This window comes from Pandoraea sp. ISTKB (assembly GCF_001721285.1).
Lineage (GTDB): Bacteria > Pseudomonadota > Gammaproteobacteria > Burkholderiales > Burkholderiaceae > Pandoraea > Pandoraea capi.
Genome location: NZ_MAOS01000027.1, coordinates 1 through 26962 on the forward strand (window position 1 = coordinate 1; position 26962 = coordinate 26962).

Consider the following 26962-nt stretch of genomic DNA (forward strand, 5'->3'; position numbering starts at 1 on the left):
GCGCTGCAAGCCGCGCACCGTGGCTACGTGATGGACAGCGGCCTGGTCACCATGACCGGCGACGCGAAGGACATGCTCGACGATCCGAAGGTGCGCGCGGCGTATCTCGGGGAGTAATTCGAGACGTCAATCAAAGCGCGGGCAGGGATCGGTCGACGCCAGCCAGTCCATCGATCCCCACCCGGTCGGACGGTGTGTCATGCAAAGGGCGCCGGAGGCAACTCCCGGCGCCCTTTGTGTCTTGTGGCGCAGCGTGTTGTCGTCATCACGAACGGCGGCGCTTACCGATGGCGATCACGCCGACGCACATGCATCAACGCATCAGCGCTTCAGGCCACCACATGCGGGCTGGCGCCGGACGCGGGCGGCAGTCGCTTGCCGAGGGACACGACATCGTCCGCGGCGTACCCATGGGCGTTGTAGAACGCCAGCGCCTCCCGCGACTGCGTGAGCACTTGCAGGTTGAGCTTGAGACAACCCCGTTCGGCCAGCGCCATCTCCGAGTGGCGCAGCAGCGCACTCGCTACGCCGCGACGACGCAGCGCCGACGTCACCGCCAGCGAATAGACCCAGCCACGATGGCCGTCGTATCCGGCCATGACCGTACCGACGATCTTGCGCTCGCGCACTGCGACGAAGAACAGTCCGTCGCGCATGGCTACCTTGTTGGCGATCGAGCGACGCGGCTCGCGGTGCGGCTTGTCGGCCCGGTTGTATTCCGGAAACGCTTCACGCCAGAGCGTGATGACGGCGTCGGTATCCGCTTCGTCGAACGTGCGGATGTGAATGTCGGCGGATAGGCGGGTCATGGCGCTTCCTGCTGGCCCGTGTAGATGTCGGGCCGATGGATCTGCATCATCTTGTTCACGGGGCCGAGCGGCTCGAAGCCGTAACGGGCATAGAGGCTGGCGGCGTCGGTGGTCGCGAGCAGGAAGCGGCGCAGCCCCTGCAATGCCGGATGGGCGAGTACGTTCTCGCACAGACGCTTGCCGATACTGAGTCCGCGCATCGACGGGTCGACGAACACATCCGCCAGATACGCGAACGTGGCGTGATCCGTGATCACGCGGGCGAAACCGACCTGTCGCGAGATGCCGCCTTCGACCTGCGTGGCGTAAGCGCCGAAACACAGCGAGTGACTGATGGCGCGCATGAGCGTGGTGCGCGGAATGTCCTGCGCCCAGTGCGTCTGCGTCGACAGGGCGTGATGGATGAAGCCGATGTCGAGCCGTGCCGGATCGGCGGAAATTTCGACGATGGCGTCGGCGGGCGGTGTCGGGTGCCCCTGACTCAGGTCGTTCATCGATGGGTTCTCCTGAGATTGTCGTTTGCGCTCGCCCGAGCGAGGTCCGGGCGAGCGTCGTCGTTCAAAACGTTGCAAGCGAACGTTGTCACCGAACGTTGCCAGCGGGGCTGGCGCACGGTCGGTGGGCCGCGCTCAGACGTGCTTGGCGAGCAGCGTGTCGAGCATCGAGAGCATCTGGTCGATCTCTTCGCGGCTCACGTTCAGCGCGGGCATGAAACGCAGCAGGTTGGGGCGTGCCGAGTTGAGCAGCAGACCGTCAGGCGTCATGTCGCGGGCAGCTTCGACCAGCTGCGGGCCGATGTCACGACCGAGCAGCAGCGCACGCAGCAGACCGGCGCCGCGCTCGCCCTGACCGCCGTAGCGCGAGGACAGATGCTGCAACCCCGCGCTCAGATAGTCCGCCTGCGCCCGAACGAACTCGAGGAAGCCCGGCGAGCTGACCGTGCGCATCACCGCGAGGCCGACGGCGCACATCAGCGGATTGCCGTTGTAGGTACCGCCTTGATCGCCCGGCTGGAACACCGCGAACTCGTCGCCGCAGAGCATGGCAGCGAGCGGCACGCCGCCGCCGATGCCCTTGCCGAGCGTCATGATGTCGGGAACGATGCCGTTCTGCTGGTGGGAGAAGAGCGTGCCGGTACGCCCGCAGCCCGTCTGTACTTCATCCACGATCAGCAGCAGGCCACGCGCCTTCGTGAGCTCGCGCAAAGCCTTCATGAACGCGTCTGTGGCGGGCACGACGCCGGCTTCGCCCTGAATCGGTTCGAGCATCACGGCGACCGTATCCGGGCCGATGAGCGCCTCGACCGACGCGATATCGTTCAGTTCGGCCTTCGGGAAGCCCGGCACCTGCGGCGCGAAGATCTTGTCCCAGCCGGGTTTGCCGCTCGCGGACATGGTGGCGAGCGTGCGGCCATGGAAAGCGTTGTTGAACGTGATGATTTCGTAGCGCGCACCGCCTGCCGCGTTCGGATGCAACTGTCCCCACTTGCGCGCGAGCTTGATCGCGCTTTCGTTGGCTTCCGCGCCGCTGTTGGCGAAGAAGACCTTGCCGAGGCCGGAGAGCTTCGCGAGCAGATCGGCCAGCTCGATCATCGGCACGTTGTAGTACGCCGGGCTCGGGTTGAGGAGCAACGAGCCTTGCGTGGCGAGCGCATCGCGCATCACCGGGTGGCAATGGCCGAGGCTGTTCACGGCCCAGCCCTGAATGAAATCGAGATATCGCTTGCCTTCGTGGTCGTACAGCCAGCCGCCCTTGCCATGCGTGAACACGAGTTCGGGGCGCGTAGTAATGGGTAGCAGCGCCTGCGTCGGGAACTCGGTGAACTTGGCATTACGGGCATGACGGGTAGTAGCCGCTTCGTTGGAAGGGTTGGCGGCGGCGGACGATTGAGCAAGCGACATGACGGTCTCCGAGGGCAAAGGGAAAAGAGACGAGGGAATAAAAAAAGCCACGGGGGTTGCCCGTGGCTTCGCTGTGCTTGAGAACTTGCGTTGTTATCGCAGTCGATAGCGTGCCGCGCGGCATCCCGGTTGGGGCAGCGTACGGCGACGTCGGATCGAGGCGATGGCAATCAGGTTCATGTCGGCAAGCATAAGACGGTGACGCGCCGCTTGTCAAAGGGAATGCACGGACTGTGGTTTGCATGCATCTTCTGCGCATTCCTCTGACGGGCACGTCGATCAGCGGGGTCCGGATGCCATGACGGCGTCACGGCGTCCTGTCAGGTCACTCCCCGCCGCCAGGGTTATCGGCTTCGGTCGTGAAGGCGTCGGCGTAGAAGGCGTCTTCCGGCAGTCCGTGATGTGCGATGAAGTCGCGCCGGGCCGATTCGACCATCACCGGCGCGCCGCAGGCATAGACCTCGTAACCCGACATGTCGGCAAGGTCTTCGGCCACGGCGCGATGCACGAAGCCCGTGCGACCTTGCCACTGGTCTTCCGGCGCGGCGTCGGAGAGCACCGGTACGAACTTGAAGCCGGGGATCTCGCGCGCCCATTGCTCTGCCAGTTCGCGCAGGTAGATGTCCTTCAACTGACGTGCGCCCCAGTAGAGCGTCATCGGCCGGTCGAGTCCCTTGTGCGCGGCATGTTCGACGATGGCCTTGATCGGCGCGAAGCCGGTGCCCGAGGCGAGCAGCACGATCGGCTTGTCGGAATCTTCACGCACGAAGAACGTGCCCAGCGGTCCCTCGAAGCGCAGGATTTCGCGCTCCTTCATGTTGTTGAACACATGATCGGTGAACAGGCCGCCGGGCATGTGGCGCAGGTGCAGTTCGAGGAGGCCTTCCTCATGCGGCGCGCTCGCCATCGAATAGCTGCGACGCTTGCCGTCCTTGAGGATGAAGTCGAGGTATTGCCCGGCGAGATACTGGAAGCGTTCGTTGGCGGGCAGTTGCAGACGCATGACGATGACGTCGTCGGCGCGGCGCTCCAGCGCGTTCACGCGGCACGGCAGGCGTTTGACCGGAATATCGCCGATGCCCTTGACCTCGCGCGACTCGATGACGAGGTCACCTTTGGCGTGGGCGCAGCACAGCAAGGCGAAACCGCGCGTTTCTTCGTCCTTGGTGAGGGCCGAACTGGGGTGAGAGCCGTGTTCGACGGTGCCCTCGACGAGCTTGGCCTTGCACGACCCGCAGCCGCCGTTCTTGCATCCGTACGGCAGACCGACGCCCTGACGCAACGCGGCTGAGAGCACGGCCTCGCCGTCTTCGACCTGGAACTCGCGCCCGCTCGGCACGAGGGTAACGTTGTAAGCCATACTACAATCCGAAAAATGAAAAAACCGTCCAAATCATTCGGTCGACCGCGCCTCTTGATCGTGGGCTGCGGCGACGTCGGTATGCGTGCCTTGCCGGCGCTCGTCAAACGCTTTCGTGTCTTTGCCGTGACGTCCAGCGATGCACGTCACGCGGCCTTGCGCGCGGCGGGTGCAGTGCCTGTCGTCGCCAATCTGGACGACGCACGGCGTCTGCAACGCATCGGCCATCTGGCCTCTCGGGTCCTGCATCTGGCGCCGCCCGCAGCGGTTGCTGGCAACGGTACGCAAGATCTTCGTACCCGTCGATTGCGCGCTGCGCTGACCCGACCGTACAAACGCAATATTGTACCCGATGGGGGGTATCGCGCCGCGACAGGCGTGCCCCTGTCACGCCCTCCGGCTTCCCGGATTCTCGTCTACGCGAGCACCAGCGGCGTCTACGGCGATTGCGGCGGGGCATATGTCGATGAGACCCGAACACCCATGCCGCGTTCGCCGCGCGGCCAGCGCCGGGTCGACGCCGAGCACACCGTGCGCAGCCTCGGTCTTCCGACCTTCCATGCGCGCAATCCGCGCCGCTCGGCGGCGGCAGGGGCGCCGCGAGCGCGGGGGCCGCAGGTGGCCGGGACGTCGGGCACGCGTGCGTCATGGCGTCATACCGCCCGGGCCCGCGGGATGTGGCGTGCGTCGATCGTGCGGATTCCGGGGATCTATGCGGCGCAACGTCTGCCCCTTGCGCGATTGCAAAAGGGTACGCCCGCCTTGCAGGCGTCGGACGACGTCTACACCAACCATATCCATGCCGACGATCTTGCCGCGATCCTGATTCGCACGATGTGGCGCGGCAAGGCGCAGCGTGTCGTGCACGCGAGCGACGACACCGACTGGCGCATGGGCGAGTACTTCGACCACGTGGCGGATGCCTTCGGCTTGCCGCGCGCGCCGCGCATTTCCCGCGACGAGGCGACGCACGTGCTCGAACCGACATTGTTGTCCTTCATGTCGGAGTCGCGACGTCTGGTCAACACGCGGCTCAAGCGCGAACTCGGCTACCGTCTGAAGTATCCGGACGTGGCGGCGCTGCTCATGACGCTGTCCCCAGCGTACCGCCGAGCGCCTTGACGAGCGTGAGCGTCGCGTCGATCTGATCGAGCCGCGACTGCGCGGCGTTACGACGCGCCTGGCGCGAGAGTCGCTGCGCGTCGAGCCACGTTTGCAGGTCGATGTCCCCGGCGCGATAGCGCGCACCCGAGAGGTCTGCCGCGCGCTGCGCCAACGTGGCTGCGCTGGCGAGCGAGGCATATTGCGACGCCGTGCGCTCTCGCGCCGCGAGGGCGTCTTCCACTTCGGTCAGTGCAGTCAGCAACGTACTGCGGAACGTGGTGACGGATTGCGCGTAATCGTTGCGTGCGAGCGCCGTGGTGAAGCGCGCCGTTTGCACCTGAAGGAACGGCATCGCAATCGTCGCGGCGAGTGTACCGACGGGATTGGCGAGCAGACGGGAGAGCGCGTCGCTGCTGGTCGCGGCCGTGCCGGTCAGCGTGAGCGAGGGATAGAACGACAGACGGGCGGCGTCGACGTCGGCCAGACGGGCGCGAACGCGCGTCTCGGCTGCTGCGAGATCGGGGCGCTGCGCGAGCAGCGATGCGGGCAGTCCCGCTGCGACCTCGGGCAACTGCACGGGGGCGAGTGAATCGCGCTCGGCGAAGCGGGTTTGCGCCGGCTGCCCCAACGCATTCGCCAAGGCATGTCGCGCGACGTCGCGCAGACGCTCCCATTCGGCCAGCGCCCCGGCCACCGCGTCGCGATCCTGCTGCGCCTGCACCGGATCGAGCGCTGACACGGCCCCCGCACGACGACGCGCTTCGACGACCGTCACCACCCGATTGGCGGCGTCGAGGTCTGCCGTCGCACTGCGCACGTTCTCGTTCAGATAGGCCACACGCCAGTACAGCGACGCCACCTGACTCGACAGCGACAGCGCTGCGGCGCGCCGCTCCCATGCACTCGCGGCGGCTTGCCAGTTGGCGGCGTCGCGCTGCGCGCCGAGTTTGTTCCAGAGATCGATTTCATAGCTGATGCCGAGATTCGCGCCGGATTTCGTGCGCGTTTGCCCATCGTATGCGAGCGCGGCGCGGCCGCCGTCGAGCGCGCGCGACTTCGAGCCGGTGAGGCTGCCGGCGAACTGCGGCCAGCGGTTGGCGTCCGTCAGTCCGGCCTGGAGCGCGTCGCGATCCGCTTGCAACGCCTTGAGCGCGAGCCCCGGGTTGCCGGCGAGTGCCTGTGAGACGAGGGTATCGAGTTGAGGCTCGCGAAACGCCTGCCACCACGGCGCGATCTCCGCATCGGACGTGTTCTGTGCGTTGACGGACCCCACGTCGTCGGGCGCTGCACCTTGCTGTGTGCCGTCGATGGGCGTACCGAAGTGGGGCGGGACCGGCAGCGCCGGGCGCTCATAGTCCGTGCGCGTGAGCGCGCATCCCGAGGTGATGAGGGCGACGACGACAGACACGGCGAAGGGGGCAATGCGTACGCGCGGCGACAAGGGAAGCCATGGTGGGATCGGACGGAAAGGTCGTGGGAGACGAATCATCGGAGGTATGACATCGTGTATCGAATCGGCGCACGCCAGGCTACCGGTGCGCATGCGCGTGAATTGGACAAAAAGACCCCCGCGCGCGACACCGAATCGCGCGCGGGGTGTAAAAGCCATCCCGAGCCTGAGGGGGGGCGCCGCGGGACGGCGGGGGGCAATCATTCACGGGCGAGGGCATCGACCGGATCGAGGCGGGCCGCGCTGCGTGCGGGCAGCCAGCCACTGAGCATGCCGATGGCGCACGCGCAGGAGAGCGCTGCGGCGAACGTATTCGCGGAGAACACCACGGCGACCTGCGGCACGAACGTCGACACCAGCCAGCCGATCGCATACGACAGCGCGACGCCGACCGCGCCGCCCATCAGGCAGACCAGCACCGCCTCGATGAGGAACTGCCGGAGAATGTCCTGACGTCGTGCGCCGATGGCGCGTCGGATGCCGATCTCGCGCGTGCGCTCCGTCACCGAGACCAGCATGATGTTCATCACGCCGATACCGCCGACAACGAGCGAAATCAGCGCGACGAACGAAAGCAGCAGCGTGAGCATCTGGCTCGTGCGCGAGATCGACTTCACGATCGTGTCCATGTTGAACGTGAAGAAGTCCTTCTGGCCGTGCGCCCGCGTGAGCACGCGAACGATGCCGGCTTCGGCCGCCGCAGGCGGATGTCCGTCGAGAATGCGCACCGTGATCGACTCCAGATGCTGCTGTCCGGCCAGTCGGCTCGCGACCGTCGTCCAGGGCACATAGACGTTGAGCGAGCGGCTCACGAACATCGACGAACGATCTTTCACCACACCGATGACGCGTAGCGGCAGCGACCCGGCGAGCACGATTTGACCGACGGGGTCGCCGCCGTTCGGCATCAGCTTCTTGAGGGTGTTTTCGCCGAGCAGTGCGACTTGCGCCTGACGCTCGACTTCGGTGGCGTCGAAGCTGCGTCCACGGGCGAGCTTCAATCCGTTGGCCCGCAGGAAGTCGGCGCCTTCGCCGTGAACCTGTGCGTCGGTGTCGAGACGTCCGAAACGCATGCGGGCCGTGCGCGGACCGACCTGCGGCGACACGCTGTCGGTGTAGGGCTGCGCCGCGAGCAGCGAGGCGTCGCGCGGCAGCAGCGTGCGAATCTCGGCGGCCTTATCGTCGTTGAAGTCCTTGCCGCGCAGCACGGTGATCGTGTTGGGGGCGATGTTGCCGATGTCGTCGAGTACGCGCCGTTTGGTGCCCTCGCCGATGGCCGAGAGCGAGACGACCGACGTGATGCCGATGATGATGCCGAGCATCGTCAGCCCGGTGCGAAGCCGATGCGACGCGAGCGCGTGCCACGCCATCGACAGACTCTCCGCGAACGTGGGCCAGCCTTGCAGCCAGCGCGTGAGCGTGTGACGACGGCCGGCACGCAACGACGCTATCGCGGGCGATGAGACCGACAGCGCCGACGAGGCCTCTCGTGACGTAGTGCGTTCCGGATCGTCAGACAGATGGCCCGCCGTTGATGCCATCGATGCCGTTGATGCCGGTGACGCGTGCGATGCCTGCGGCGTGTCGTTGATGCGATCGCGCTGAATGCGTCCGTCGGCGATCTCGATGACGCGTTGCGCCCACGCCGCGACACCGGGATCGTGCGTCACGAGAATGATCGTGTGCCCGCGCGCGTGAAGTTCGCGCAGGATGTGCATGACTTCCAGCCCGCTGTGGCTATCGAGTGCGCCGGTCGGTTCGTCCGCAAGGATGATGTCGCCGCCATTCATCAGCGCGCGGGCGATGCTCACGCGTTGCTGTTGTCCGCCTGACATCTGCGCCGGACGATGCGCGTGGTGCCTGACGAGTCCGAGACGGTCGAGCAGGGCCGCAGAGCGCGACGCACGCTGCGCGCGGGAAGTCCCGGCGTACACGGCAGGCACTTCCACATTGCCCTGCGCCGTGAGATGCCCCATCAGGTGATAGCGCTGGAAGATGAAACCGAAATACTCGCGTCGCAGTTGCGCAAGTTCGTCATCGGACAGCGAGGCGACGTCCCGCCCATCGATCTCGTAACGTCCGGCGCTGGCACGGTCGAGGCAGCCGAGTACGTTCATCAGCGTCGACTTACCGGAACCGGACGGCCCCATGATCGCGACCATTTCGCCGCGTCGGATGACGAGGTCGACGTCGCGCAGCACGCTCACGGCCCCCACGCCCTCGCCGAACGTGCGCGAGATGCCGGTAAGACACAGGAGGGGAGCCTCGGTGTGCGTCACAGCAATGTCCCCGAGTCGTTGCTGCCGGTCGCAGGCGCGTCGGTTGGATCGGCGGTCACGACACGATCGCCCGCCGACAGACCGTCGAGCGCTTGCGCGGTGAGACGGTTGTCGAGCCCGACCTTGACCCAGCGCGCGTGAGCGTTGCCCTGCGCGTCGAGCACGCGAACACGATAACGGCCATCGGCACGTTTCTCGCCGAGCGCGACCGACGGAAACGTCAGCGCACTTGCGATCCGTGCGCTGACGATCGACACCTGCGCCGTCATGTCGGGACGCAGCACGCCGCTCGGATTCGGCACATCGAAAAGCGCATTGAAGAAGATCGCGTTGTTGATCTTTTCCGGCGACGGCTGAATCACGCGCAGCTTGCCCTCGTAGCGCTTGTCGGGGGCGCCGAGGATCGTGAAGTACACCGGCTGTCCGGCGCGAATGCGCACCACGTCGGCTTCCGAGACCTGCGCGCGCACCGTCATCATCGACAGGTCGGCGACCTTCAGGATCGTCGGAATCTGATAGATCGCCGTCACCGTCTGGCCTTCCTGCGTGGTGATGGCGGTCACGGTGCCGTTGATGGGAGCGGTGATACGCGTATAGGAAAGATTCGTGCGCGCCTTGTCGACCTTGACCTTTTGCTGGCTGATCTGCGAATCGAGCGACGCGAGTTCGGCGGTGAGCGCTTCGGCTTCGGTGCGCGCCTTTTCAAGATCGCGTGGCGAGGTCGCCTCGTCGCGTGCCAACTGACGTTGGCGTGCGAGTTCGCGATCGGCCTGCGCGTGACGAATGGCCTTCGCGCGCCGGTCGGCCGCGAGCGTCGTCAGTCCGGCGCTGGCTTCGCGCAGGTCGTTTTCGCTGGAGGTCGGATCGATTTCCGCGAGCAGTTGTCCCCTGGTGACGGTATCGCCGAGCACGACCTTGAGCGAGCGAAGCTGCCCGTTGGCCTGCGAGCCGACTTCGACCTGCTTGATGGGCTGGAGCACCCCGGTGGCGAGCACTGCATCTTCGAGATCGCTGTGCCGGACGGTAGCGAAGAGATAGGCCGGCGGCTTCGGATGCGGCCAGAGCCAGAGCGCCAGACCACAGGCCACGACGATCGCGACCGCAACGCTCATACGGCGACGCGACTTTCGTAAGCGGGCCAACGAGGTAATGGGCAAGGTAATGAGCAAGGCAACAAGCCGCGGGAAAAGCTTCATCGATCGGGAGATAGGCCAATGACTGCCGCAAACCAACCGGGATGCGGACCTGTGGCGATCCTAATCAAAGGGCGCCTGACAAACTGTTTTCAGTTGTTGGGACTTTGTGAACAGAGATGACCGGCGCGAGACCTTGGGAATCGACCCAGCGCGAACCAGCGAATCGACGCCCACGGCGAAATGTGGAGAGCGCGATCCGGGTCGAAATCGCGACGTGCGGCGGTCGCGTTAGTCCCCGTGGACGGTTCGATAGCCGCTCGGACCCGCACCGGATAAGGCGCTCGGCGATGCGGGGGCTGCGATGGCCCGTGTGCGGTGCCGTCGGCCATGTCGGGGTGCGCCGGCTGCACAGTGTGAAGATTGCGAGGGTGATCCTTCGCGCTGAGCACCGTCCGGCATGACGCGGGCGGTACGGTAAGGCGAGGGGTATGTGACAAATTGGCTATAATTTCGCCTTATGTCGTCCAACGTCGACGAAATTTGTATTTTTCGGCATATTTCTCAATGGTGATGACGACGAAACGTCTCAGTGCGCCTTACGAATCCTTTCTGAAATAAGGATTAGGCGCCATTCTGTTGGATGCTTCGGTCAACGGTGCACTGGACGGGCGCGCAAACTGCGGTGTATCTCGTCACAGAGGGAGCACAAAGCATGGCCATCACCATTGGTTCACCCGACACGGCGGTGCATCGGGCCTGGCGTTTGCCGGGGCAGGGTTCGGCGTCGACGATTGGCACGCATCGCGCGCAATCGGGCGCGGACCGCTATTCGAACGCGCTGCGGGCGCTCTCCAGCACCCCGGAGACGCCGTCTGTGACGCAGGACGATGCTGTGAAGTTGTCGCAAAGCGCGACCACGCCGCGCGGAATTTAAATTACCGAGAAATTTTCATGAGTCTGCATGTTCTTCTGGTCGACGACGATCCTGTCGTGCGCGACCTATTGCGCGAATTGCTGCACGCCAATGGCATGCAGGTCTCGGTGCTTCACAACGGCGCGTCGCTGCTGCGTCGACTCGAACTGGAACGGCCGTCGGTCATCCTGCTCGACATCATGATGCCGGAGCGCGACGGGCTGCGCGCCTTGCAGGACCTGCGTGCCGCCGGCGAAGACATTCCCGTCATCATGCTGTCCGCACGCGGGGGGCCGCTCGACCGTGCGCTCGGCCTCGAACTGGGCGCCGACGATTACCTCGCCAAGCCGTTCGACCCGCGCGAGTTGCTCGCCCGCATTCACGCCGTGCTGCGCCGTCGCGGCCCGGTGGCGGCCAGCGCCCCCGACGCGCGTGCGCCGTACCGCTTCGGGCCGTTCGAGCTCGATTACTCGCTGCGCACGCTTCAGCGCGCGGGCGAACGTCTGCCGCTGCGCGACACCGAGTTCGCGATGCTCAAGGCGTTCACGCAACATCCGATGCAAGTGCTGCCGCGTGTGAAGCTGCACGCCATGCTCTACGGCGACGGCATCGCGTTTCGCGACCGCAGCCTCGACGTGCCGGTGTGGCGTCTGCGCCGTCTCATCGAGGTCGATCCGTCCGAGCCGCGCTACATCCAGACCATTCGTGGCAAGGGTTACGTCTTCGTGCCGGGCGGCGAGCTGTCCGAAGGTGCGACGTCCGATGCGAGGGACCGCGGCATGGGCGACGTGGGTAACCTGAGCGGCGAAGGCGACGACGGCCTGTCGCTCGCCACGACGGCGTCGGCGTCGGCAGGCAAGCGTACAGTGCGCGGCTGGCGGGAGTCGGTTGCGTGACGTTACGTTGGTTGCTGCGAGACTCCCTGTTTCGCCGCATGGCTTGTCTGGGCATCGCCGTCTTGCTGGTGATGCATCTCGTGTGGAGCGCGCTGGTGTTCTACCAGCGCCCGCGACAGCAGGTCGACGGCTTCGCCCGCGGCCTGCTGGTCGCCATTCAGAGCGTGGATCAGCGCGCTGTCGATCCCGGCAGCCTCGCGCCGCCCCATGCGCTGCGTCGCGTACCGGTGGCGCAGACCCCGACGTTTAGCGGCGAGTCTGACGACGAACGCAGTATCCGGTTGCGTCAGGAACTGCTCTCGCGCCTGCCGACGGGCACGCAACTGCATATCGTCAACGACCGCAAGCGCGGCAACATCTGGGTGTTGCTGCCGCAGCATACGGAGTGGATCGTCATCGGCCTCGATCTGCCGCCGATGCCGCCGTTCATTCGCGAGACGCTTGGCATTCTGATCGGTGCTGTCCTGCTCGCATTGCTCGTTGCGTGGCAGATGCAGCGGCCCATCGCCCGGCTGGCGCACGCGGCGCGTGTGATCGCGCGTGGACGCCGCCCCGCACTATTGCCCGAGCAGGGGCCGCACGAATTGCGTGATCTGACGCACGCGTTCAACGACATGGCCAAGCGTCTGGCCGAAGCCGAAGACAACCAGGCCATCATGCTCGCGGGCATTGCCCACGACCTGAAGTCACCGCTCACGCGTTTGCGTCTGCGCGCCGATCTGATCGACAGCGAAGGCTCGCGCGACGGCTTCGTGCGCGATATCGCCTCCATCGATCACATCGTTCAGCAGTTCCTCGCCTACGCACGCGACGAGGCCGACACCAGCCCGCTGGTGAGCGTCGACGAATTCCTGCGCGAGCAATTTCCGGCGGACGAGGAAACCCCCGACAGCTCCCCAACCGCACGTGGGCCAACGGATGACGCCTCGCTATTCGTCAGCAGTCTGCGTGCGGGGCCGGACTTTCTGCTGCCGCGCACGCTGCTCGATCGCGTGATGTCCAACCTTGTCGACAATGCGCTCGAACACGGCGAGCCGACGGTGCGTCTGGCCACGTGGCGCGAGGGCGCGACCGGATACATCGAAGTGAGCGACTGCGGGAAGGGGATTCCGGACGATCAGGTGGCGCTGGCGATGCGGCCGTTCGTGCGGCTCGACGCGTCGCGCGGCGGCGAAGGGCACTGCGGCCTCGGCCTGTCGCTGGTCGTGCGTCTGGTGGAAGGTCTGGGTGGCGCGGTGCGTCTGGGCCGATCACCGGGTGACGGGCTACGCGTGACGCTGACCTTGCCGATCGGCGCCACGCAAGACAGCGTCGCTCAGTAAATCTCCGGCACGATGATCTCGGACGGCACCGGGTGACGGATGTAGCTTTCGCTGCGTGCGCGCTCGGGCAGCACGACCTGTGAGCGCTCCACGTCGTGATAAGGCACTTGCTGGAGCAGGTGATGGATGCAGTTCAGACGCGCGCGCTTCTTGTCGTCGGCCTGCACCACCCACCACGGCGCTTCCGGAATGTGCGTGCGCTCCAGCATCACTTCCTTGGCGACGGTGTACTTCTCCCAGCGCGTGCGGCTCTCCAGATCCATCGGGCTGAGCTTCCACTGCTTGAGCGGGTCCTGAATGCGCGCGAGAAAGCGCGCTTCCTGCTCCTCATCCGAAATCGAGAACCAGTACTTCACGATCTGGATGCCGCTGCGCACCAGCATCTTCTCGAAGTCCGGCACTGAACGGAAGAACTCCTCGTACTCGTTTTCCGTACAGAAGCCCATCACGTGCTCGACCCCTGCGCGGTTGTACCAGCTACGGTCGAACAGCACGATCTCGCCGGCGGCGGGCAGGTGCTGCACATAGCGCTGGAAATACCACTGCGTGCGCTCGCGATCGTTCGGCGCGGGCAGGGCGGCTACCCGGCAGACACGGGGATTGAGTCGCTGCGTGATGCGCTTGATCGCGCCGCCCTTGCCTGCGGCGTCGCGGCCTTCGAAGATCACCACGAGACGGTGACGGCTGCGGATCACCCAGTCCTGCAACTTCACTAGCTCGCCTTGCAGACGGAACAGCTCGCGGAAGTAGTGCAGACGGTCATCGCGCGCTTCGGCGCTCAGATCGTTCAGACCGGGCAGACGAAGGTCGTCGATTTCCATCTCGATCTCTTCGTCATAGCTGTCGATCAGGTCATCCTGGAGACGACGCGTGAGCATGGCGTCGTGGTTGGCGTCGGAATCGAATTTGGTCATGGCGACGATCTCTTGCGGCCAAAAAGCACAAAAGGCACCCGTACTGCGGGGGTGACGACGGACGCGCTGACACGGCGTCCGGTAGTGAATCCGAGTATGCGACGATTTTATGACACCCGCATGGCGTTGACGAATCACCGTCCGGCAGAGTTCCCATCAGTGCCCGGCAGGCAGGCGTCCCGGCGGTGCGGTTAGCGGATGGCGGGGGGCTCGTCATGTCACAAAAATGAAATATGACATTGTCATGATGGCAAGTCCCGCCGTCATACCGCGCGGATCGCGTGATCGCCACGCCATCGCCCGGTTGTCCCCGCCCACGTTCGCCCAGACAGCGCGCATGTTCGCCGACTTAGTTCACAACACCTACGGCTGCGATCAGGCTGGCCTGATCTACGGCTATCGCTTTACCGACGGTGCGCCTCCCCAACCGGTCGATTCCGGCGAGGCGCTGGCGTGGCTGATGCAAGGCGAACGGGCCGAAGGCTTTCTCTGGTTGCACTTCAACTTTGCTCACGCGGCTTGCGAGAAGTGGCTGCGCCTGCAAATGAACCTGCCCGACGAGTTCTACGAGAACCTGGCGGAAGGGTCGCGCTCCACGCGCATCGAACATTCCGACGATTGGCTGCTTGCCGTCATCAACGATGTGATCTTTGCCTTCGATATTGCGCAATCGGAGATATCGACGCTGCGTGTTGCGGCCAATGCGCGTCTGCTGGTGACGGGGCGCGTGAAGCCGCTGCGCTCCATCGACAAGCTGCGGGCGTCCGTGAAACGGGGCGACGCCTTTCGCACGCCCCTCGCGCTGCTCGTGCATCTGCTGCGCGATCAGGCGGATGTGCTGGAGCGCATCGTGCGCGAGACGAGCCGCCGCGTGGATATCGTCGAAGACCGGCTGTTGCAGCAGCGCATCGAGAGCAATCGGGCCGATCTCGGCTCGCTACGACGGGTGCTGGTGCGCTTGCAGCGTCTGCTGGCGCCGGAGCCGGCGGCGCTCTTCCGTCTGTTGAGTCGCCCGCCGGCGTGGGGACATGCAGACGACGTGCAGGAATTCCGTCAGGCGACGGAAGAGTTTGCCGTCGTGCTCAACGACCTGTCGGCGTTGCTCGAACGGATCAAGTTGCTTCAGGAAGAAATTGCGGCGATGGTCAGCGAGCGCACGGAACGCACGATTTATACGCTGACCGTCGTGACCGTGCTCGCGCTGCCGATCAACATCGTGGCCGGCTTTTTTGGGATGAACGTCGGCGGCATTCCGCTCGCCGATCATCCGCATGGCTTCTGGGTGCTGGTCGCCATCGTGGCGACAGGCACTGCGGCGGCTGGCTGGTGGGCGTTCCGGCGGCGACCCGACTGACATCGCAGCGCGGCCCGTCCCCCAACGACCGCCATCACTGCCGCCACCGCCGAAGCGGGTGCCGCCCCCCGGCAAGCCCCCGCTTCGGCAGCCGTACGTCAATGCCAGAACTTCATGAGCAGCGTGGCGATGACGACCATACCGGCGCCGCCGATGCGCGTCGAAATCTGCGCGAACGGCATCAGCCCCATACGATTCGACGACGACAGGATCGCCACGTCGCCCGTGCCGCCGAGCCCGCTGTGGCAGGCCGTGACGATGGCCGACTCGACCGGGAACATCTTCAGCCACATGCCGACGAAGAAGCCCGAGACGACCATGGCGATCACCGTCGACGCGCAAATCACGAAGTAGGCGGTGGAGAACGCGCCGACGAGCTTGTCCCATGAGACGAACAGCGTGCCGAGACCCACGAGGATCGCGAACGTCAGGTTCGTCGACATGAACTTGTACATCTGATACGCGCCGGTTTCCATGCTCGCCGGAATCACGCGCGCCACCTTCATGACCGCTGCCGCCACGATCATCAGCACCGGCCCGGGAATGCCGGTGATCGGCGCGAGCAATGCGCCGAGGATGAACAGCGTGCAGGCGAGCAGCAGACCGTGTCCCATCAGGCGCAGGTCGAGCGCCGGTTCGACGTGCTGTCCCTCCAGCAGCGCGCGGTCTTCTCCGCTGCGCACGAGCATGCCGTTGCCGTTGTAATGCGGACGCTTCTCGCCGAAGCGCTTGAGCAGCCCCGCCGACAGAATCGCGACGACGTTGCCGATGAGCGCGGCGGGCACCATCGTTGCGATCAGGTGACCTTGCGCTTCGCCCGTGATCTCCGAATAGCCGATCGACAGCGGCAGAATGCCTTCGCCGATACCGCCACCGAGAATCGGCATCACGATGAAGAAGAACGTGTGACGCGGGCTGAAGCCGAAGAGCAGCCCGGCCAGACATCCGGCGGCAATCGCCGCGAGCGTGCCGATCAGCAGGGGCACGAACATCTTCAGAAAGCCCTGAATCAGGATCTTCCGGTTCATGCCGAGCATACTGCCCGCCACCAGACAGGCGATGTAGAGGTATTGCAGGTTCGCCGTCTTCATGGTGACGGTGATCGCCTTGAGGATCGCGTCGTCCATCAGGCCATTGCCGAGTAGCGCGGCGGGCACGAACAGGCACAGGATGGCCGGGCCGCCGATGTGCTTGAACACGGGAATCGCGCCGCCGATTTCACCGAGCAGCATGCCGGCGATCATCAGCACCGCGAAGCCGCCGATCATGTCGGCGGGCAGGCGGCCTGTGACGGCGGCAAGCCCGGTGATGACGACAATCGCAGCGAACATCGGCAGCGGGGCGCCGCCGACGGTGAATTTCGTCCAGCGGGATGCGGGCGATGACTGTGATGCATCGGCGAGCGACGTCGCGCTCGCCTGAGCGGTCTGGCTTTCCATGGGGTGTCTCCTGAAAGTCCTGAGGGTTTGCTTTTCAGCCAGACCGGGGCGCTGGATGCGCCTCTTCTCGGTCGTGCCGGGTGGTTCGGTTTTTTAGGTTGTCGTTTTCCCGAGGCTTCGTGTGGCGTCAGGCCTGACGTTGTTGTCGCGGCAGATCGATCTGCATCCAGGGCGCGGCTTCGCGATGACGCGCTTCGAACGCGGAGATGGCGTCGCTGTCGCGCAACGTCATGCCGATCATGTCGAGGCCTTCCATGAACATGTGCTTTTGACGCGGTGGCAACTCGAAGCTGAACGTCATGCCGTTGGCCGTCGTCACGCATTGACGTTCGACGTCGATCGTCAATTGGCTGCGCGCCGGATCGCCGACCATCTCGGAAATCTGTGCGACCACGAGCGGGTCGAGCACGATCAGCAACAGACGGTTGTTGAGCGCATTGAAGTAGAAAATCTCGCCGAAGCTCGGCGCGATCACGGCCTGGATGCCAGCCTGCTGCAACCCCCAGACAGCGTGCTCGCGGCTCGAACCGCAACCGAAGTTCGCGCCGCCGACGAGAATGCACGCGTCGCGATAGGCGGGGCGATTGAGCACGAATGCCTCATTGGGCGAGCCGTCGGCGTTGGTGCGCAGGTCGTAGAGCACGCCGCGCGCGAGGCCCGACTTGTCGATGCCGAGCAGGAACTGCTTGGGCATGATCTGATCGGTGTCGAGATTGTTGAGCGGCAGCGGCGCGGCGATACCGGCAACGGTCGTGTGCTTAGTCATGAGCGATCTCCTTGCGAATGTCCACGATGCGACCTGCCAGCGCCGCAGCAGCGGCCATCGCCGGGCTCATCAGATGCGTGCGTGCGCCGCGTCCCTGACGGCCTTCGAAATTGCGGTTGGTGGTCGACGCGCAACGCTCGCCGGGCTTGAGAATGTCGTCGTTCATCGCGAGGCACATCGAGCACCCCGGCTGACGCCATTCGAAGCCCGCGTCGATGAGCGCGGCCGCAATGCCCTCGCGCTCGGCCTGATCGCGCACGCGGCCCGAGCCGGGCACGACCATGGCGCGCACGCTCGGTGCAACCTTGTGACCACGTACGATGTCGGCGATGGCACGCAGGTCTTCGATCCGCGCGTTGGTGCACGAGCCGATGAAGACGTGATCGATGGGCAGACCGTCGAGCGACTGACCGGCGTCGAGGCCCATATAGTTCAGCGCCTTCGACGCGTTGTGCCGCTCGGTCTCATCCGCCGACAGCGCCGGAATCCGGTGGTTGATCGCAATCGCCTGATCGGGGCTGGTGCCCCACGTCACGAAGGGGCCGACGTCGCTCGCGTCGAAGCGATGCGTGACGTCGAACTCGGCGTCGTCATCGGAGCGCAGCGAGAGCCAGCGGGCTTTCGCGTCGTCGAGCGCTTCGCCCGACAGATCCTTGATGTGGGCGCCGACGTATTGCAGCGTGGTGGCGTCGGGGGCGATGAGCGCGCCGCGCGCACCGGCTTCGACGGTCATGTTGCACAACGTCATGCGCGCTTCGGCCGACAGCGCTTCGATGGCCGGGCCGGTGTACTCGACGACGAAGCCGCGTGCGCCTTGCGCGCCGATGCGGGCAATGATGTAGAGCACGAGATCTTTCGACGTGGTGCCACGGGCGAGCGTGCCGTCGACATGAATGCGCATGTCGCGCGCGACACGGTAGATGAGCGTCTGCGTGGCCAGCACGTGTTCGACTTCGGACGTGCCGATCCCGAATCCCAGTGCGCCGAGCGCACCGTACGTCGTCGTATGGCTGTCGCCGCACAGCACGACCATGCCCGGGCGGATCAGACCCAGCTCGGGGGCGACCACGTGTTCGATACCCTGCTCGGGGTCCGTGACGTCGAACAGATGAATACCGTGCTTCTGGCAGTTACGCGTGAAGTTGGCGGCCTGATGCGCGGCGGCGTCGATCACGATGGTGCGCTGACCGACCGGTACCGGATGCGTGGGAATCACGTGATCCACCACGCCCATCTGCTTCTCGGGGCAACGTACCGGCAGGCCCTTTTCCGCGAGCCCGGCGAACGCCTGCGGGCTCGTGTACTCGTTCATGATGTGCAGATCGGCATACAGCGCGACGTGTTGCGCATCGACCTCGAAGACCGTGTGGCCTCGTACGATTTTCTGGTAAAGCGTTTGTCCCATGGGGTGACTCCACGAAGGGGGCGGTCGTCGATTTCGTCATGTGTCGCAACCTTGCGTGCAGTCTAATTCGTTCATAGAATCGCAAAATGCATATTCGCTTAACCTATTTTTAAGTTGAATTTAACAATGGATGCCATCGCCGATCTGGAATTCTTCGCAAGGCTGGTCACGCTGGGGAGTCTGTCGGCGTTGGCCCGCGATCTCGGCGTGACGCCGCCGGCGATCAGTGCGCGACTGAGTCAACTGGAGCGGCGTCTGGGGGTGAAGCTACTCAACCGCACCACCCGCCGCCTCGCAATGACCCACGAGGGCGAGCTGTATCTGGGCACCGGCTCGAAGATCATCGAGCAGGTGCAGGAGCTGGAGCGCATGGTGTCGAGCAGCCGGGATCTGCCGCGCGGGCTGCTCAAGGTGAACGCCACGTTCGGCTTCGGGCGCCGCCACGTCGTACCGGCGCTATCCGAGTTTCGTGAACAGTATCCGGAAGTCGAAGTGCAACTGGACCTGACGGATCGCCCGATGAATCTGGCCGAATTCGCGTTCGACGTCGGGATTCGGTTCGGCGAGTTGCCGGATCAGCGGGTGGTGGGGCGTCGCATCGCTGCCAACCGGCGTCTGGTGTGTGCGTCGCCGAAATATCTGGCGCGTCACGGCGTGCCGAAGGTGCCCGACGACTTGCGCAATCACCTGTGCATCGTGCTGCGGGAGAACGACACCGCTTACGGCACGTGGCATTTCACCAAGGGCCGCCGTCACGAACTGGTGAAGGTGCACGGCGCCATGAGCAGCAACGACGGCGAGGCGACCCTGCGTTGGGCGCTCGATGGGCATGGCGTGCTGGTGAGATCGGAGTGGGACGTGCAATCCGCGCTGGCATCGAAGGCGCTGACGCAGTTGCTTGCCGACTGGGCGCTGCCTGCGGCGGATGTTTATGCGATCTATCCCGAGCGTCTCAATCTGTCGGCGAAGGTGCGGCTTTTCGTCGATTTCATGGAGCAATATCTGATGCGGGAATTAAATCGCGACGGCACGGCGATTCCCCGCTGACATGAATCGGTTTGAATGGGTAGTGCGTTGATGGTGAACTGATGATTAAAGCGATTGCATGCAATCGCATCAGTCAATGTGTAATTCCAAACAATCGTATCAATCGATGGTGGCGCGCACCGTGCGTGCCGGATGCGCCTGCCGTACGGGCTTGTCGTCATTGGCGAGTCGTACGAAAAAATTAAAAACCGCACTCGAATTCCGGGCTTTCGGCATGTTTTGTATAACGAACAAACCGGAGGCATCTTTTACGGTGTTGCCTTTATAATCCGCTAAATCGGACGTCGAATATCCGGAGTCTGGCAAGCAGGCACGCGCTACGGGGCGAAGTATGGCGTGTGCGGCTCGCATGAGGACCCGGTTCAAACGGTGCGGACAGCCAGGCTTTCCACGCACCGCACATCAGGCATCCGACGTTGTCCATCAAGCTGTTTTTCATGGGCGAGGAGACCGACGATGAAGTGTCCCGCTGTATTGCCGACGGAAAAGGAAAGGCTGGCTGCACTGGCGGATTACGGCCTGGGCAGCGAACGTCCGCTGCCGAGTCTCGACGCGGTCGTGCATATTGCCGCGCACATGTTCGGTGTGCCGGTCGCCGCCGTGAACATGGTCGGCAACGATCACGTCTTCTTTGCGGCCGCCACCGGCTTTTCAAGCACGGACAAGGACGTCGACATGAGTCGCGACGCCTCGTTCTGCGCGCATGCAATCAATGGCGAAGGCGTCATGGTCGTGCCCGATGCCACGCTCGACGATCGCTTTCACGACAACCCGCTGGTCACTGGCAACGCGCAGGTGCGCTTCTACGCGGGCGTGCCGCTCAAATCGGTGGACGGTCATGCGCTCGGCGCGCTGTGCGTCATCGATAGCGAACCGAATCACACATTCACCGAGGTCGATCGCGAGCGCTTGCGCGAGTTGGGACGCATGGCGTCCGACCGGCTCGAATTGCGGCGTGTGGAACTGTTCATCGAGCGTGAGCGCCACACGTTCGCGGAGCCGGAGCGGCACTCGCCGACGGCGATGATCCGGTTCGACGCCTACGGCGAAATTCTCGACTGGAATCATGCTGCGGCGGCACTGTTCGGTCACGACGTCGCCGACGGCCCGGGACGCTCCGTCGAGACGCTGCTGGCCGTACGCAGCCGCGCCGCGCTGCGCGATCAGATCACGCAGGCCGTCAGTGCCGGATCGGTCGACGGCATGACGATGCCGGCCGAAGTGCACGGCCAGCGTCGTGATGGCCGCGAGTTTCCGATGAGTCTGTCGCTGTTCTGCTGGAAGGAGAACGACTCGCAGACCTTCAATGCCCACGTGCACGACCTGAGCACCTTGCGCGACGGTGGCGAGATGCTGAGGCGTCTGGCGAGCACCGATGTGCTGACCGGCATCGCGAATCGTGCGAGTTTCTATCGCGATGCCGAGGTGGCGTCGGTGTGTCTCAACGGCGCGGCCGTCGCCATCTTCGATCTCGACGGCTTCAAGGACATCAACGATACGCTCGGGCACGCCGTGGGCGACGGCATGCTGTGCGAGGTGTCGCGGCGCCTGACCCGCCTCGTACGCACGGTCGACACGGTGGCGCGCATCGGCGCCGACGAGTTCGCCTTGTTGCTGTGGGGTGTCACGGACGCTGTGGAAGCGCGTCGCCGGGCGGATGCCGCACTTGCGGCCATCGCGGAGCCGATGGTGGTCGGGGGATTCGATGTGCGGGTGAGCGCGTGCTGCGGCATTGCCGTGGCGCATCATCAGACGGAGGAGGCGCTGAGTCTGATCAGCAACGCCGATCTCGCGCTTTCCCGGGCGAAGCAGCACGGTGCCGGGCAGACATTCGTCTTCATCGACGCATTGCGTGTGGAAGCGACCGCACGACGTGTGTACAACATCGAGTTGCATCGCGCGGTCAACGACGGCGAGTTCGTGCTGTTCTATCAGCCGCAGGTGGATTTTGCCGACGGTTCGCTCACGGGGGCGGAGGCACTGATCCGGTGGCGGCATCCGCAGCGCGGCCTGCTCTCGCCGGCGGCATTCCTCCCCGCGTTGGAGCGTGGGCCGCTGGCGGCGTCCGTCGGGGCATGGGTGCTCGACGAAGCGTGCGCGCAGGCCGCGTACTGGCGTCGCAACGGCGCGCCCGACTTCCGTATCGGCGTGAATCTGTTCGGTCTGCAATTTCGCATCGGGAGCATCGTCGACGAGGTGAAGTCGGTACTGGCGCGGCACGGTTTGCCGCCACAGGCACTGGAGCTGGAAGTCACCGAGAGCATCGTGCTCGATGACGATGTCGTGCTCGACGCGCTGCAACGTCTGCACGAGCACGGCGTGAGCATTGCCTTCGACGACTTCGGCACGGGCTATGCGTCGATCAGCATGCTGCGCCGCTACCCGCTCAACCGCATCAAGATCGACCGTTCGTTCGTGCAGGGCATGATGGAATCGGAGCGCGACGCATCGGTGGTGCGCGCGCTCGTGGACATGACGCGGAGCTTCGATCTGCGCACCATCGCGGAAGGTGTGGAAACGCCTCAGCAGCGCGACAATCTGCGCCAGCTTGGCTGCGACGAAGGGCAGGGGTATCTGTTCGGTGTGCCGATGCCCGCAGTCGAGTTCGGGGCGATGTTCGATGTGGGGCGCCAGTTGAACCGGGCGTAAGCCTTTGTGCCGATGGGCACGAGAGGCTGCGCCGCCCATACCGATATCACGGGAGGGCGGCGCTTTGCTAACGGAGTTCGCCTACTGCGCCGCTTTCGGCGGCTGAATCATCTTCCAGCCATTGCCGGCGGGATCGCGAAAACCGGCGTCGACACTGCCGTAGCGGTCCACGGGTTCTTGCGTGAATTCGACGCCGCGGGCCTTGAGCTTGTCGTAGGTGGCGCGGCAGTCGTCGACATACAGCACGAGCGGCGGCATGGCGCCTTTGGCGACCATGGCCCGCAGCGTTTGCGCGGTTGCCTCGTCATGAATCGGCGGGCCCGGCGCGAACAGGCCCAACTGAAAGAGCGGCTGGTCCGGATGCTGGACCGTCAGCCACCGATACGTGCCGTTGCGCGCGTCCGTGTGCACGCGAAACCCGAGTTTGTCGACGTAGAACTTCAGTGCTTCGTCCTGATCGTCCACGTACAGCCCCACTACGCCAACGCCCTGATTCATCCCGCTCATAACGCTCATAAGGCCTCCTTGGTTGATGGATGGACTGTATCGTCTGTCAGCCGGCGGCGCTTCTCCAAAACTGCGATGTTGAGATCGGGTCGCTGCACCGCCTTCAGAACGCAGGCGGGGACGAGATCGAGCGGCGCCGGGTTCTCCCGTGCCTGTTTTCGGTACGCGCCGGGATTCTGCCCGGTGATGTCGCGAAAGATGCGCCCGAACGTGCCCACGCTCTCCCAGCCCGTGGCGAAGGCGATATCGGTGATGTTGAAGTCGGTGTCGCGCAGCAGCGTGCTGGCCTGCTCGATGCGGCGCGTGAGCAGGTAGCGATGCGGAGGAAGCCCGAAGGCTTGCTTGAACGAGCGCGCGAAGTGCGCTTCTGAGGTACCGCTGACAGCCGCCAGCCGCTTGACGGGCCACGCCTCGTGCGAGGCGGCGTCCATCCGATCCCGGGCGCGCAAGAGCCGACGCAGCAGTGCTGGCGATAGCGTGAGTCCACTGTCGGATGGTGTGGCGGCGCGACGACGTGCGGGAGGTGGCATAGCGGAATCGGGGATCGAAGATCGAGGATCGAGGATCGGATGGGGCCGACGGGCGCAATGAATGCCCGCCTAGTGTAAAGCCCAAACCCCCGCCCTCCCCGAATCCGGGGAGAACGCGCGCAAGCGACGCGCGACTCTCAGGCCATGTCAGGCCTTGTCAGACCATGCGCCACCACGCGGACCCGCTATGCGGGGCGCGCATATCCACGTGCTCGCCCATCTCAGGCGTGATCAGCGACACGCCCTGTGCGGCGGCCAGCGCAGCGATGCGCTCGAACGGCTCCTGCCAGACATGCATCGACAGATCGAACGTGCCGTTGTGGATCGGCAGGAGGTGGCGTCCCTTGAGGTCGAGGTGCGCCTGAAGCGTTTCCTCGGGCTGCATGTGCACGTAAGCCCAGCGCTCGTTGTAGGCGCCGGTTTCCATGAGCGTGATGTCGAACGGACCGAACTTCTCGCCAATCGTCTTGAAGCCGTCGAAGTAGCCGGTATCGCCGCTGAAGAACACGCGCAGGTCGTCGTCACGAATGACCCAGGACGCCCAGAGGCTGCGGTCGCTGTCGGTCAGTCCCCGGCCGGAGAAGTGCTGCGCCGGTGTGGCCGTCAGATGCAGACCCTCGACCGTCGTCGACTGCCACCAGTCCAGTTGCTCCACTTTGCTCGCGTCGATGCCCCACGCAATCAGTTGGTCGCCCACGCCCAGCGGCGTGATGAAGCGACGCGCCTTGTCCGCCAATGCCATGACGGCGTGACGGTCCAGATGGTCGTAGTGGTTGTGCGAGAGGATGACGCCGGCGATGGGCGGCAGATCGTCGATGCCGATGGGCGGCGCATGAAAGCGGGCCGGGCCGAGCCACTGGAACGGCGAGGCGCGCTTCGAGAAGACCGGATCGGTAATCCAGAACTCACCGCGCAGCTTCATGAGCACGGTCGAGTGGCCGAGCCGGAACAGGCTGCGATCCGGGGCGGCGTCCAGTTGGCTGAAGGTCATGGCGCGCACCGGAATCGGCTGGTTCGGCACCGTGCCGCGCGGCTTGTCGAACAGTACCGTCCAGAAAAGCTTCAGGCCCGCCAGGAAACCCATAGCGGGCCGTGGCGACGGGTTGCGAAAGCGCCCGTCGCGGTGTTGGGGAGATTCGGCGTAAGCCGGCAGACGGCGTTGGGGGCAACTGGAGACGGCGGTCACGGTAATTCCTGGATCAAGGGGGGGCAGGACGTCATTCTGGAAAAATTACACTGATGAGTGTAGATTCAAATTTCGAAAAAGTATACTCATCAGTGTAAAATTGCGCGTTCGCAGGTTTTTGCCAGTCCCTGGTCTCCTCTACCCATTCCTCCCGCTCATGACGCAAGCCCCGAAACGCCTCACCGACCGAAAGCGCGACGCCATCATGGGCGCGGCGGTGGAGGAGTTCCGCACCGCCGGCTTCGAGGCCACGAGCATGGATCGGATTGCGGCGGCAGCAGGCGTATCGAAGCGCACCGTCTACAACCACTTCCCGAGCAAGGAGGAGTTGTTCGCGGTGATGCTCGAACATCTCTGGGACAGCAGTGCGGCGGGCGTTGACGTCGTCTATCGTGCCGATCAGCCGCTGGACGTGCAGTTGCGTCACCTGCTGATGCAAAAGCTACAGTTGCTGGCAGATCAGAGCTTCATTGACTTGGCGCGCACGGCGATGGCCGAGATAATTCATTCCCCCGACCGCGCGGAGCGTATCGTTCGCCGGATGGGAGAGAAGGAAAGCTGTGAAACGGCGTGGATCCGCGCCGCGATGGCGGATGGACGTCTGGCGCAGGGCGATGCGGACTTTGTCGCCCATCAGTTGCAGGGACTCGTGAAGAGCTTTGCCTTCTGGCCGCAGGTCACACTGGGACAAGCGCCGCTGACCGAAGCCGAACGGGTGCGTGTGGCCGAAGCTGCGCTCGCCATGTTCCTCAGCTATTACGCGCGCTAGTCCTGGCGTTAGTTCCGTATCGGACGGTTGAAACACTGCAACACCGCATTACCCCCACATACACGAATCGCAAGTTGGAGCCCCGTCTTGAGCCAAATCGACGATCCCAAGCAGGCACAGACCACCGGCGTGGCTGATGCCACCCATGACACCACGCGCATCGACGACGTTCGTATCGGCGCCGTGCGTCCGCTCATCTCCCCCGCCTTGCTGCTCGACGAACTGCCCGTACCGGCGCAGACCGAGACGCTGGTCGAGACGAGCCGCCGCGAAATCGCCGACGTGCTCGCGTTTCGCGATGACCGCCTCGTGGTCGTCGTCGGCCCGTGCTCGATTCACGATCACGATCAGGCGATGGAATACGCCCGCCTGCTCAAGGCCAAGAGCGAAGCGCTGCGCGACGATCTGCTGATCGTCATGCGCGTGTATTTCGAGAAGCCGCGCACGACGGTCGGCTGGAAGGGATACATCAACGATCCGCGTCTGGACGGCAGTTTCCGTATCAACGAGGGACTGCGCGCGGCGCGTCAGTTGCTGCTCGACATCAACGCGCTCGGCCTGCCGACCGGCACCGAATTCCTCGATCTGCTCAGCCCGCAGTACATCGCAGACCTCGTGGCGTGGGGCGCCATCGGCGCGCGCACGACCGAGAGCCAGAGCCACCGTCAGCTCGCATCGGGGCTGTCGTGCCCCGTGGGCTTCAAGAACGGGACCGACGGCGGTGTGCAGGTCGCGGCGGACGCCATCGTGGCCGCACGCTCGCCGCACGCGTTCATGGGCATGACGAAGATGGGCATGGCGGCCATCTTCGAGACGCGCGGTAACCGGGAGTGCCACGTGATTCTGCGTGGCGGCAAGCATGGGCCGAACTTCGACGCCGCGTCGGTCGCGGCGTGCTGTGCGGCGCTCGCGAAGGCCGGGTTGCCCGAGGAAGTCATGATCGATTGCTCGCATGCGAACTCGAACAAGAATCACGAAAACCAGATTCCGGTGGCGCGCGATATCGGCAAGCAACTGGCCGGCGGTGAAAAGCGCATCGTCGGCGTGATGATCGAGAGCCATCTCAATGGCGGCCGTCAGGACCTCAAGCCCGGTGTGCCGCTCCAGCGTGGCGTGTCCATTACGGACGCCTGCATCGGCTGGGATCAGACCGCTGCGACACTCGACGAACTCGCACAGGCCGTGCGGGATCGTCGCAAGGTGGCATAACGGGATCTGGCGAAGGC

23 protein-coding genes and 1 pseudogene are annotated in these 26962 nt (G+C 64.7%); 10 read left to right on the top strand and 14 right to left on the bottom strand.

Features of this window, described 5'->3' with window-relative positions:
• A pseudogene (locus tag A9762_RS28490) lies at window positions 1-117 on the top strand (ABC transporter ATP-binding protein); the annotation flags it as partial.
• 212 nt (window positions 118-329) lie between these two features.
• On the opposite strand, the gene A9762_RS08230 reads toward A9762_RS28490, so the two are convergent.
• The 4 genes from A9762_RS08230 to A9762_RS08245 form a co-directional block, all read right to left on the bottom strand.
• Window positions 330-809, bottom strand: coding sequence for a GNAT family acetyltransferase (locus tag A9762_RS08230; RefSeq protein WP_069341561.1), 480 nt, complete (start codon window positions 807-809; stop codon window positions 330-332).
• Window positions 806-1303, bottom strand: a complete 498-nt coding sequence (locus A9762_RS08235; protein WP_069341562.1) for a GNAT family N-acetyltransferase — start codon at window positions 1301-1303, stop codon at window positions 806-808. Before A9762_RS08235 ends, A9762_RS08230 begins: the two co-directional genes overlap by 4 nt.
• 135 nt (window positions 1304-1438) lie before the next feature.
• A complete protein-coding gene (locus A9762_RS08240) occupies window positions 1439-2710 on the bottom strand; it encodes an acetylornithine transaminase (RefSeq protein WP_083253749.1) in 1272 nt (423 codons plus the stop codon).
• A 325-nt stretch (window positions 2711-3035) separates the two neighbouring features.
• A complete protein-coding gene (locus A9762_RS08245) occupies window positions 3036-4070 on the bottom strand; it encodes a CDP-6-deoxy-delta-3,4-glucoseen reductase (protein WP_069341563.1) in 1035 nt (344 codons plus the stop codon).
• A gap of 81 nt (window positions 4071-4151) precedes the next feature.
• Here A9762_RS08245 and A9762_RS08250 point away from each other — a divergent pair, with 81 nt between their 5' ends.
• Window positions 4152-5192, top strand: coding sequence for an SDR family NAD(P)-dependent oxidoreductase (locus tag A9762_RS08250; RefSeq protein ID WP_371442609.1), 1041 nt, complete (start codon window positions 4152-4154; stop codon window positions 5190-5192).
• Here A9762_RS08250 and A9762_RS08255 read toward each other — a convergent pair.
• The 3 genes from A9762_RS08255 to macA all read right to left on the bottom strand — a co-directional run bounded on the left by A9762_RS08255 (window position 5155) and on the right by macA (window position 10099).
• Window positions 5155-6615 carry an efflux transporter outer membrane subunit gene (locus A9762_RS08255; protein ID WP_170836210.1) on the bottom strand — a complete coding sequence of 487 codons (1461 nt, stop codon included), beginning with the start codon at window positions 6613-6615 and terminating at the stop codon, window positions 5155-5157. The two genes, A9762_RS08250 and A9762_RS08255, sit on opposite strands and share 38 nt — an antisense overlap.
• 209 nt (window positions 6616-6824) lie before the next feature.
• The gene (locus tag A9762_RS08260; protein WP_069341566.1) at window positions 6825-8903 is read right to left on the bottom strand and encodes a MacB family efflux pump subunit; all 2079 of its coding nucleotides are present in this window, start codon (window positions 8901-8903) and stop codon (window positions 6825-6827) included.
• Entirely contained in the window at window positions 8900-10099 is a 1200-nt protein-coding gene (macA, locus tag A9762_RS08265; protein WP_083253751.1) for a macrolide transporter subunit MacA, read from the bottom strand. Before macA ends, A9762_RS08260 begins: the two co-directional genes overlap by 4 nt.
• A 652-nt stretch (window positions 10100-10751) precedes the next feature.
• On the opposite strand from macA, the gene A9762_RS08270 reads away from it, so the two are divergent.
• From A9762_RS08270 to A9762_RS08280, 3 genes are read left to right on the top strand one after another with little or no spacing between them, the layout of a single operon-like run.
• Window positions 10752-10973 (top strand): hypothetical protein, encoded by a 222-nt coding sequence (locus tag A9762_RS08270; protein WP_069341568.1) that lies wholly within the window; start codon window positions 10752-10754, stop codon window positions 10971-10973.
• A gap of 17 nt (window positions 10974-10990) precedes the next feature.
• Complete coding sequence (locus tag A9762_RS08275; RefSeq protein ID WP_083253752.1) at window positions 10991-11848, top strand: response regulator; 858 nt, start codon at window positions 10991-10993, stop codon at window positions 11846-11848.
• Window positions 11845-13170 (top strand): ATP-binding protein, encoded by a 1326-nt coding sequence (locus tag A9762_RS08280; RefSeq protein ID WP_240493484.1) that lies wholly within the window; start codon window positions 11845-11847, stop codon window positions 13168-13170. The genes A9762_RS08275 and A9762_RS08280 overlap by 4 nt, the downstream gene beginning before the upstream one ends.
• Here the strand turns inward: A9762_RS08280 and ppk2 are convergent.
• The gene (gene ppk2 / locus A9762_RS08285) at window positions 13164-14084 is read right to left on the bottom strand and encodes a polyphosphate kinase 2 (protein ID WP_069341569.1); all 921 of its coding nucleotides are present in this window, start codon (window positions 14082-14084) and stop codon (window positions 13164-13166) included. The genes A9762_RS08280 and ppk2 overlap by 7 nt on opposite strands.
• Before the next feature lie 337 nt (window positions 14085-14421).
• On the opposite strand from ppk2, the gene A9762_RS08290 reads away from it, so the two are divergent.
• Window positions 14422-15438, top strand: a complete 1017-nt coding sequence (locus A9762_RS08290) for a transporter (RefSeq protein ID WP_069341635.1) — start codon at window positions 14422-14424, stop codon at window positions 15436-15438.
• 98 nt (window positions 15439-15536) lie between these two features.
• Here the strand turns inward: A9762_RS08290 and A9762_RS08295 are convergent, their stop codons facing one another.
• The 3 genes from A9762_RS08295 to leuC all read right to left on the bottom strand — a co-directional run bounded on the left by A9762_RS08295 (window position 15537) and on the right by leuC (window position 19048).
• Window positions 15537-16877: a 2-hydroxycarboxylate transporter family protein gene (locus A9762_RS08295; protein ID WP_069341570.1), complete on the bottom strand. Its 1341-nt coding sequence runs from the start codon at window positions 16875-16877 to the stop codon at window positions 15537-15539.
• A gap of 127 nt (window positions 16878-17004) precedes the next feature.
• Complete coding sequence (gene leuD / locus A9762_RS08300; RefSeq protein WP_069341571.1) at window positions 17005-17643, bottom strand: 3-isopropylmalate dehydratase small subunit; 639 nt, start codon at window positions 17641-17643, stop codon at window positions 17005-17007.
• Complete coding sequence (gene leuC / locus A9762_RS08305; protein WP_069341572.1) at window positions 17636-19048, bottom strand: 3-isopropylmalate dehydratase large subunit; 1413 nt, start codon at window positions 19046-19048, stop codon at window positions 17636-17638. The genes leuD and leuC overlap by 8 nt, the downstream gene beginning before the upstream one ends.
• 126 nt (window positions 19049-19174) lie before the next feature.
• Here leuC and A9762_RS08310 point away from each other — a divergent pair, with 126 nt between their 5' ends.
• Window positions 19175-20095, top strand: coding sequence for a LysR family transcriptional regulator (locus A9762_RS08310; RefSeq protein WP_069341573.1), 921 nt, complete (start codon window positions 19175-19177; stop codon window positions 20093-20095).
• Window positions 20096-20551: 456 nt separating this feature from the next.
• Entirely contained in the window at window positions 20552-22744 is a 2193-nt protein-coding gene (locus tag A9762_RS08315) for a bifunctional diguanylate cyclase/phosphodiesterase (protein ID WP_069341574.1), read from the top strand.
• An 81-nt stretch (window positions 22745-22825) separates the two neighbouring features.
• Here A9762_RS08315 and A9762_RS08320 read toward each other — a convergent pair whose 3' ends face one another.
• The 3 genes from A9762_RS08320 to A9762_RS08330 all read right to left on the bottom strand — a co-directional run bounded on the left by A9762_RS08320 (window position 22826) and on the right by A9762_RS08330 (window position 24967).
• Window positions 22826-23242: a VOC family protein gene (locus A9762_RS08320; RefSeq protein WP_069341575.1), complete on the bottom strand. Its 417-nt coding sequence runs from the start codon at window positions 23240-23242 to the stop codon at window positions 22826-22828.
• Between the two features lie 14 nt (window positions 23243-23256).
• The gene (locus tag A9762_RS08325; protein WP_069341576.1) at window positions 23257-23781 is read right to left on the bottom strand and encodes a helix-turn-helix transcriptional regulator; all 525 of its coding nucleotides are present in this window, start codon (window positions 23779-23781) and stop codon (window positions 23257-23259) included.
• 157 nt (window positions 23782-23938) lie between these two features.
• Window positions 23939-24967: an MBL fold metallo-hydrolase gene (locus A9762_RS08330; protein ID WP_069341577.1), complete on the bottom strand. Its 1029-nt coding sequence runs from the start codon at window positions 24965-24967 to the stop codon at window positions 23939-23941.
• A gap of 157 nt (window positions 24968-25124) precedes the next feature.
• Between A9762_RS08330 and A9762_RS08335 the strand changes: the two genes are divergently transcribed.
• Both A9762_RS08335 and A9762_RS08340 read left to right on the top strand, forming a co-directional pair.
• Window positions 25125-25736 (top strand): TetR/AcrR family transcriptional regulator, encoded by a 612-nt coding sequence (locus A9762_RS08335; RefSeq protein WP_069341578.1) that lies wholly within the window; start codon window positions 25125-25127, stop codon window positions 25734-25736.
• Window positions 25737-25823: 87 nt separating this feature from the next.
• Entirely contained in the window at window positions 25824-26945 is a 1122-nt protein-coding gene (locus tag A9762_RS08340) for a 3-deoxy-7-phosphoheptulonate synthase (RefSeq protein WP_069341579.1), read from the top strand.
• Window positions 26946-26962: the final 17 nt, after the last annotated feature.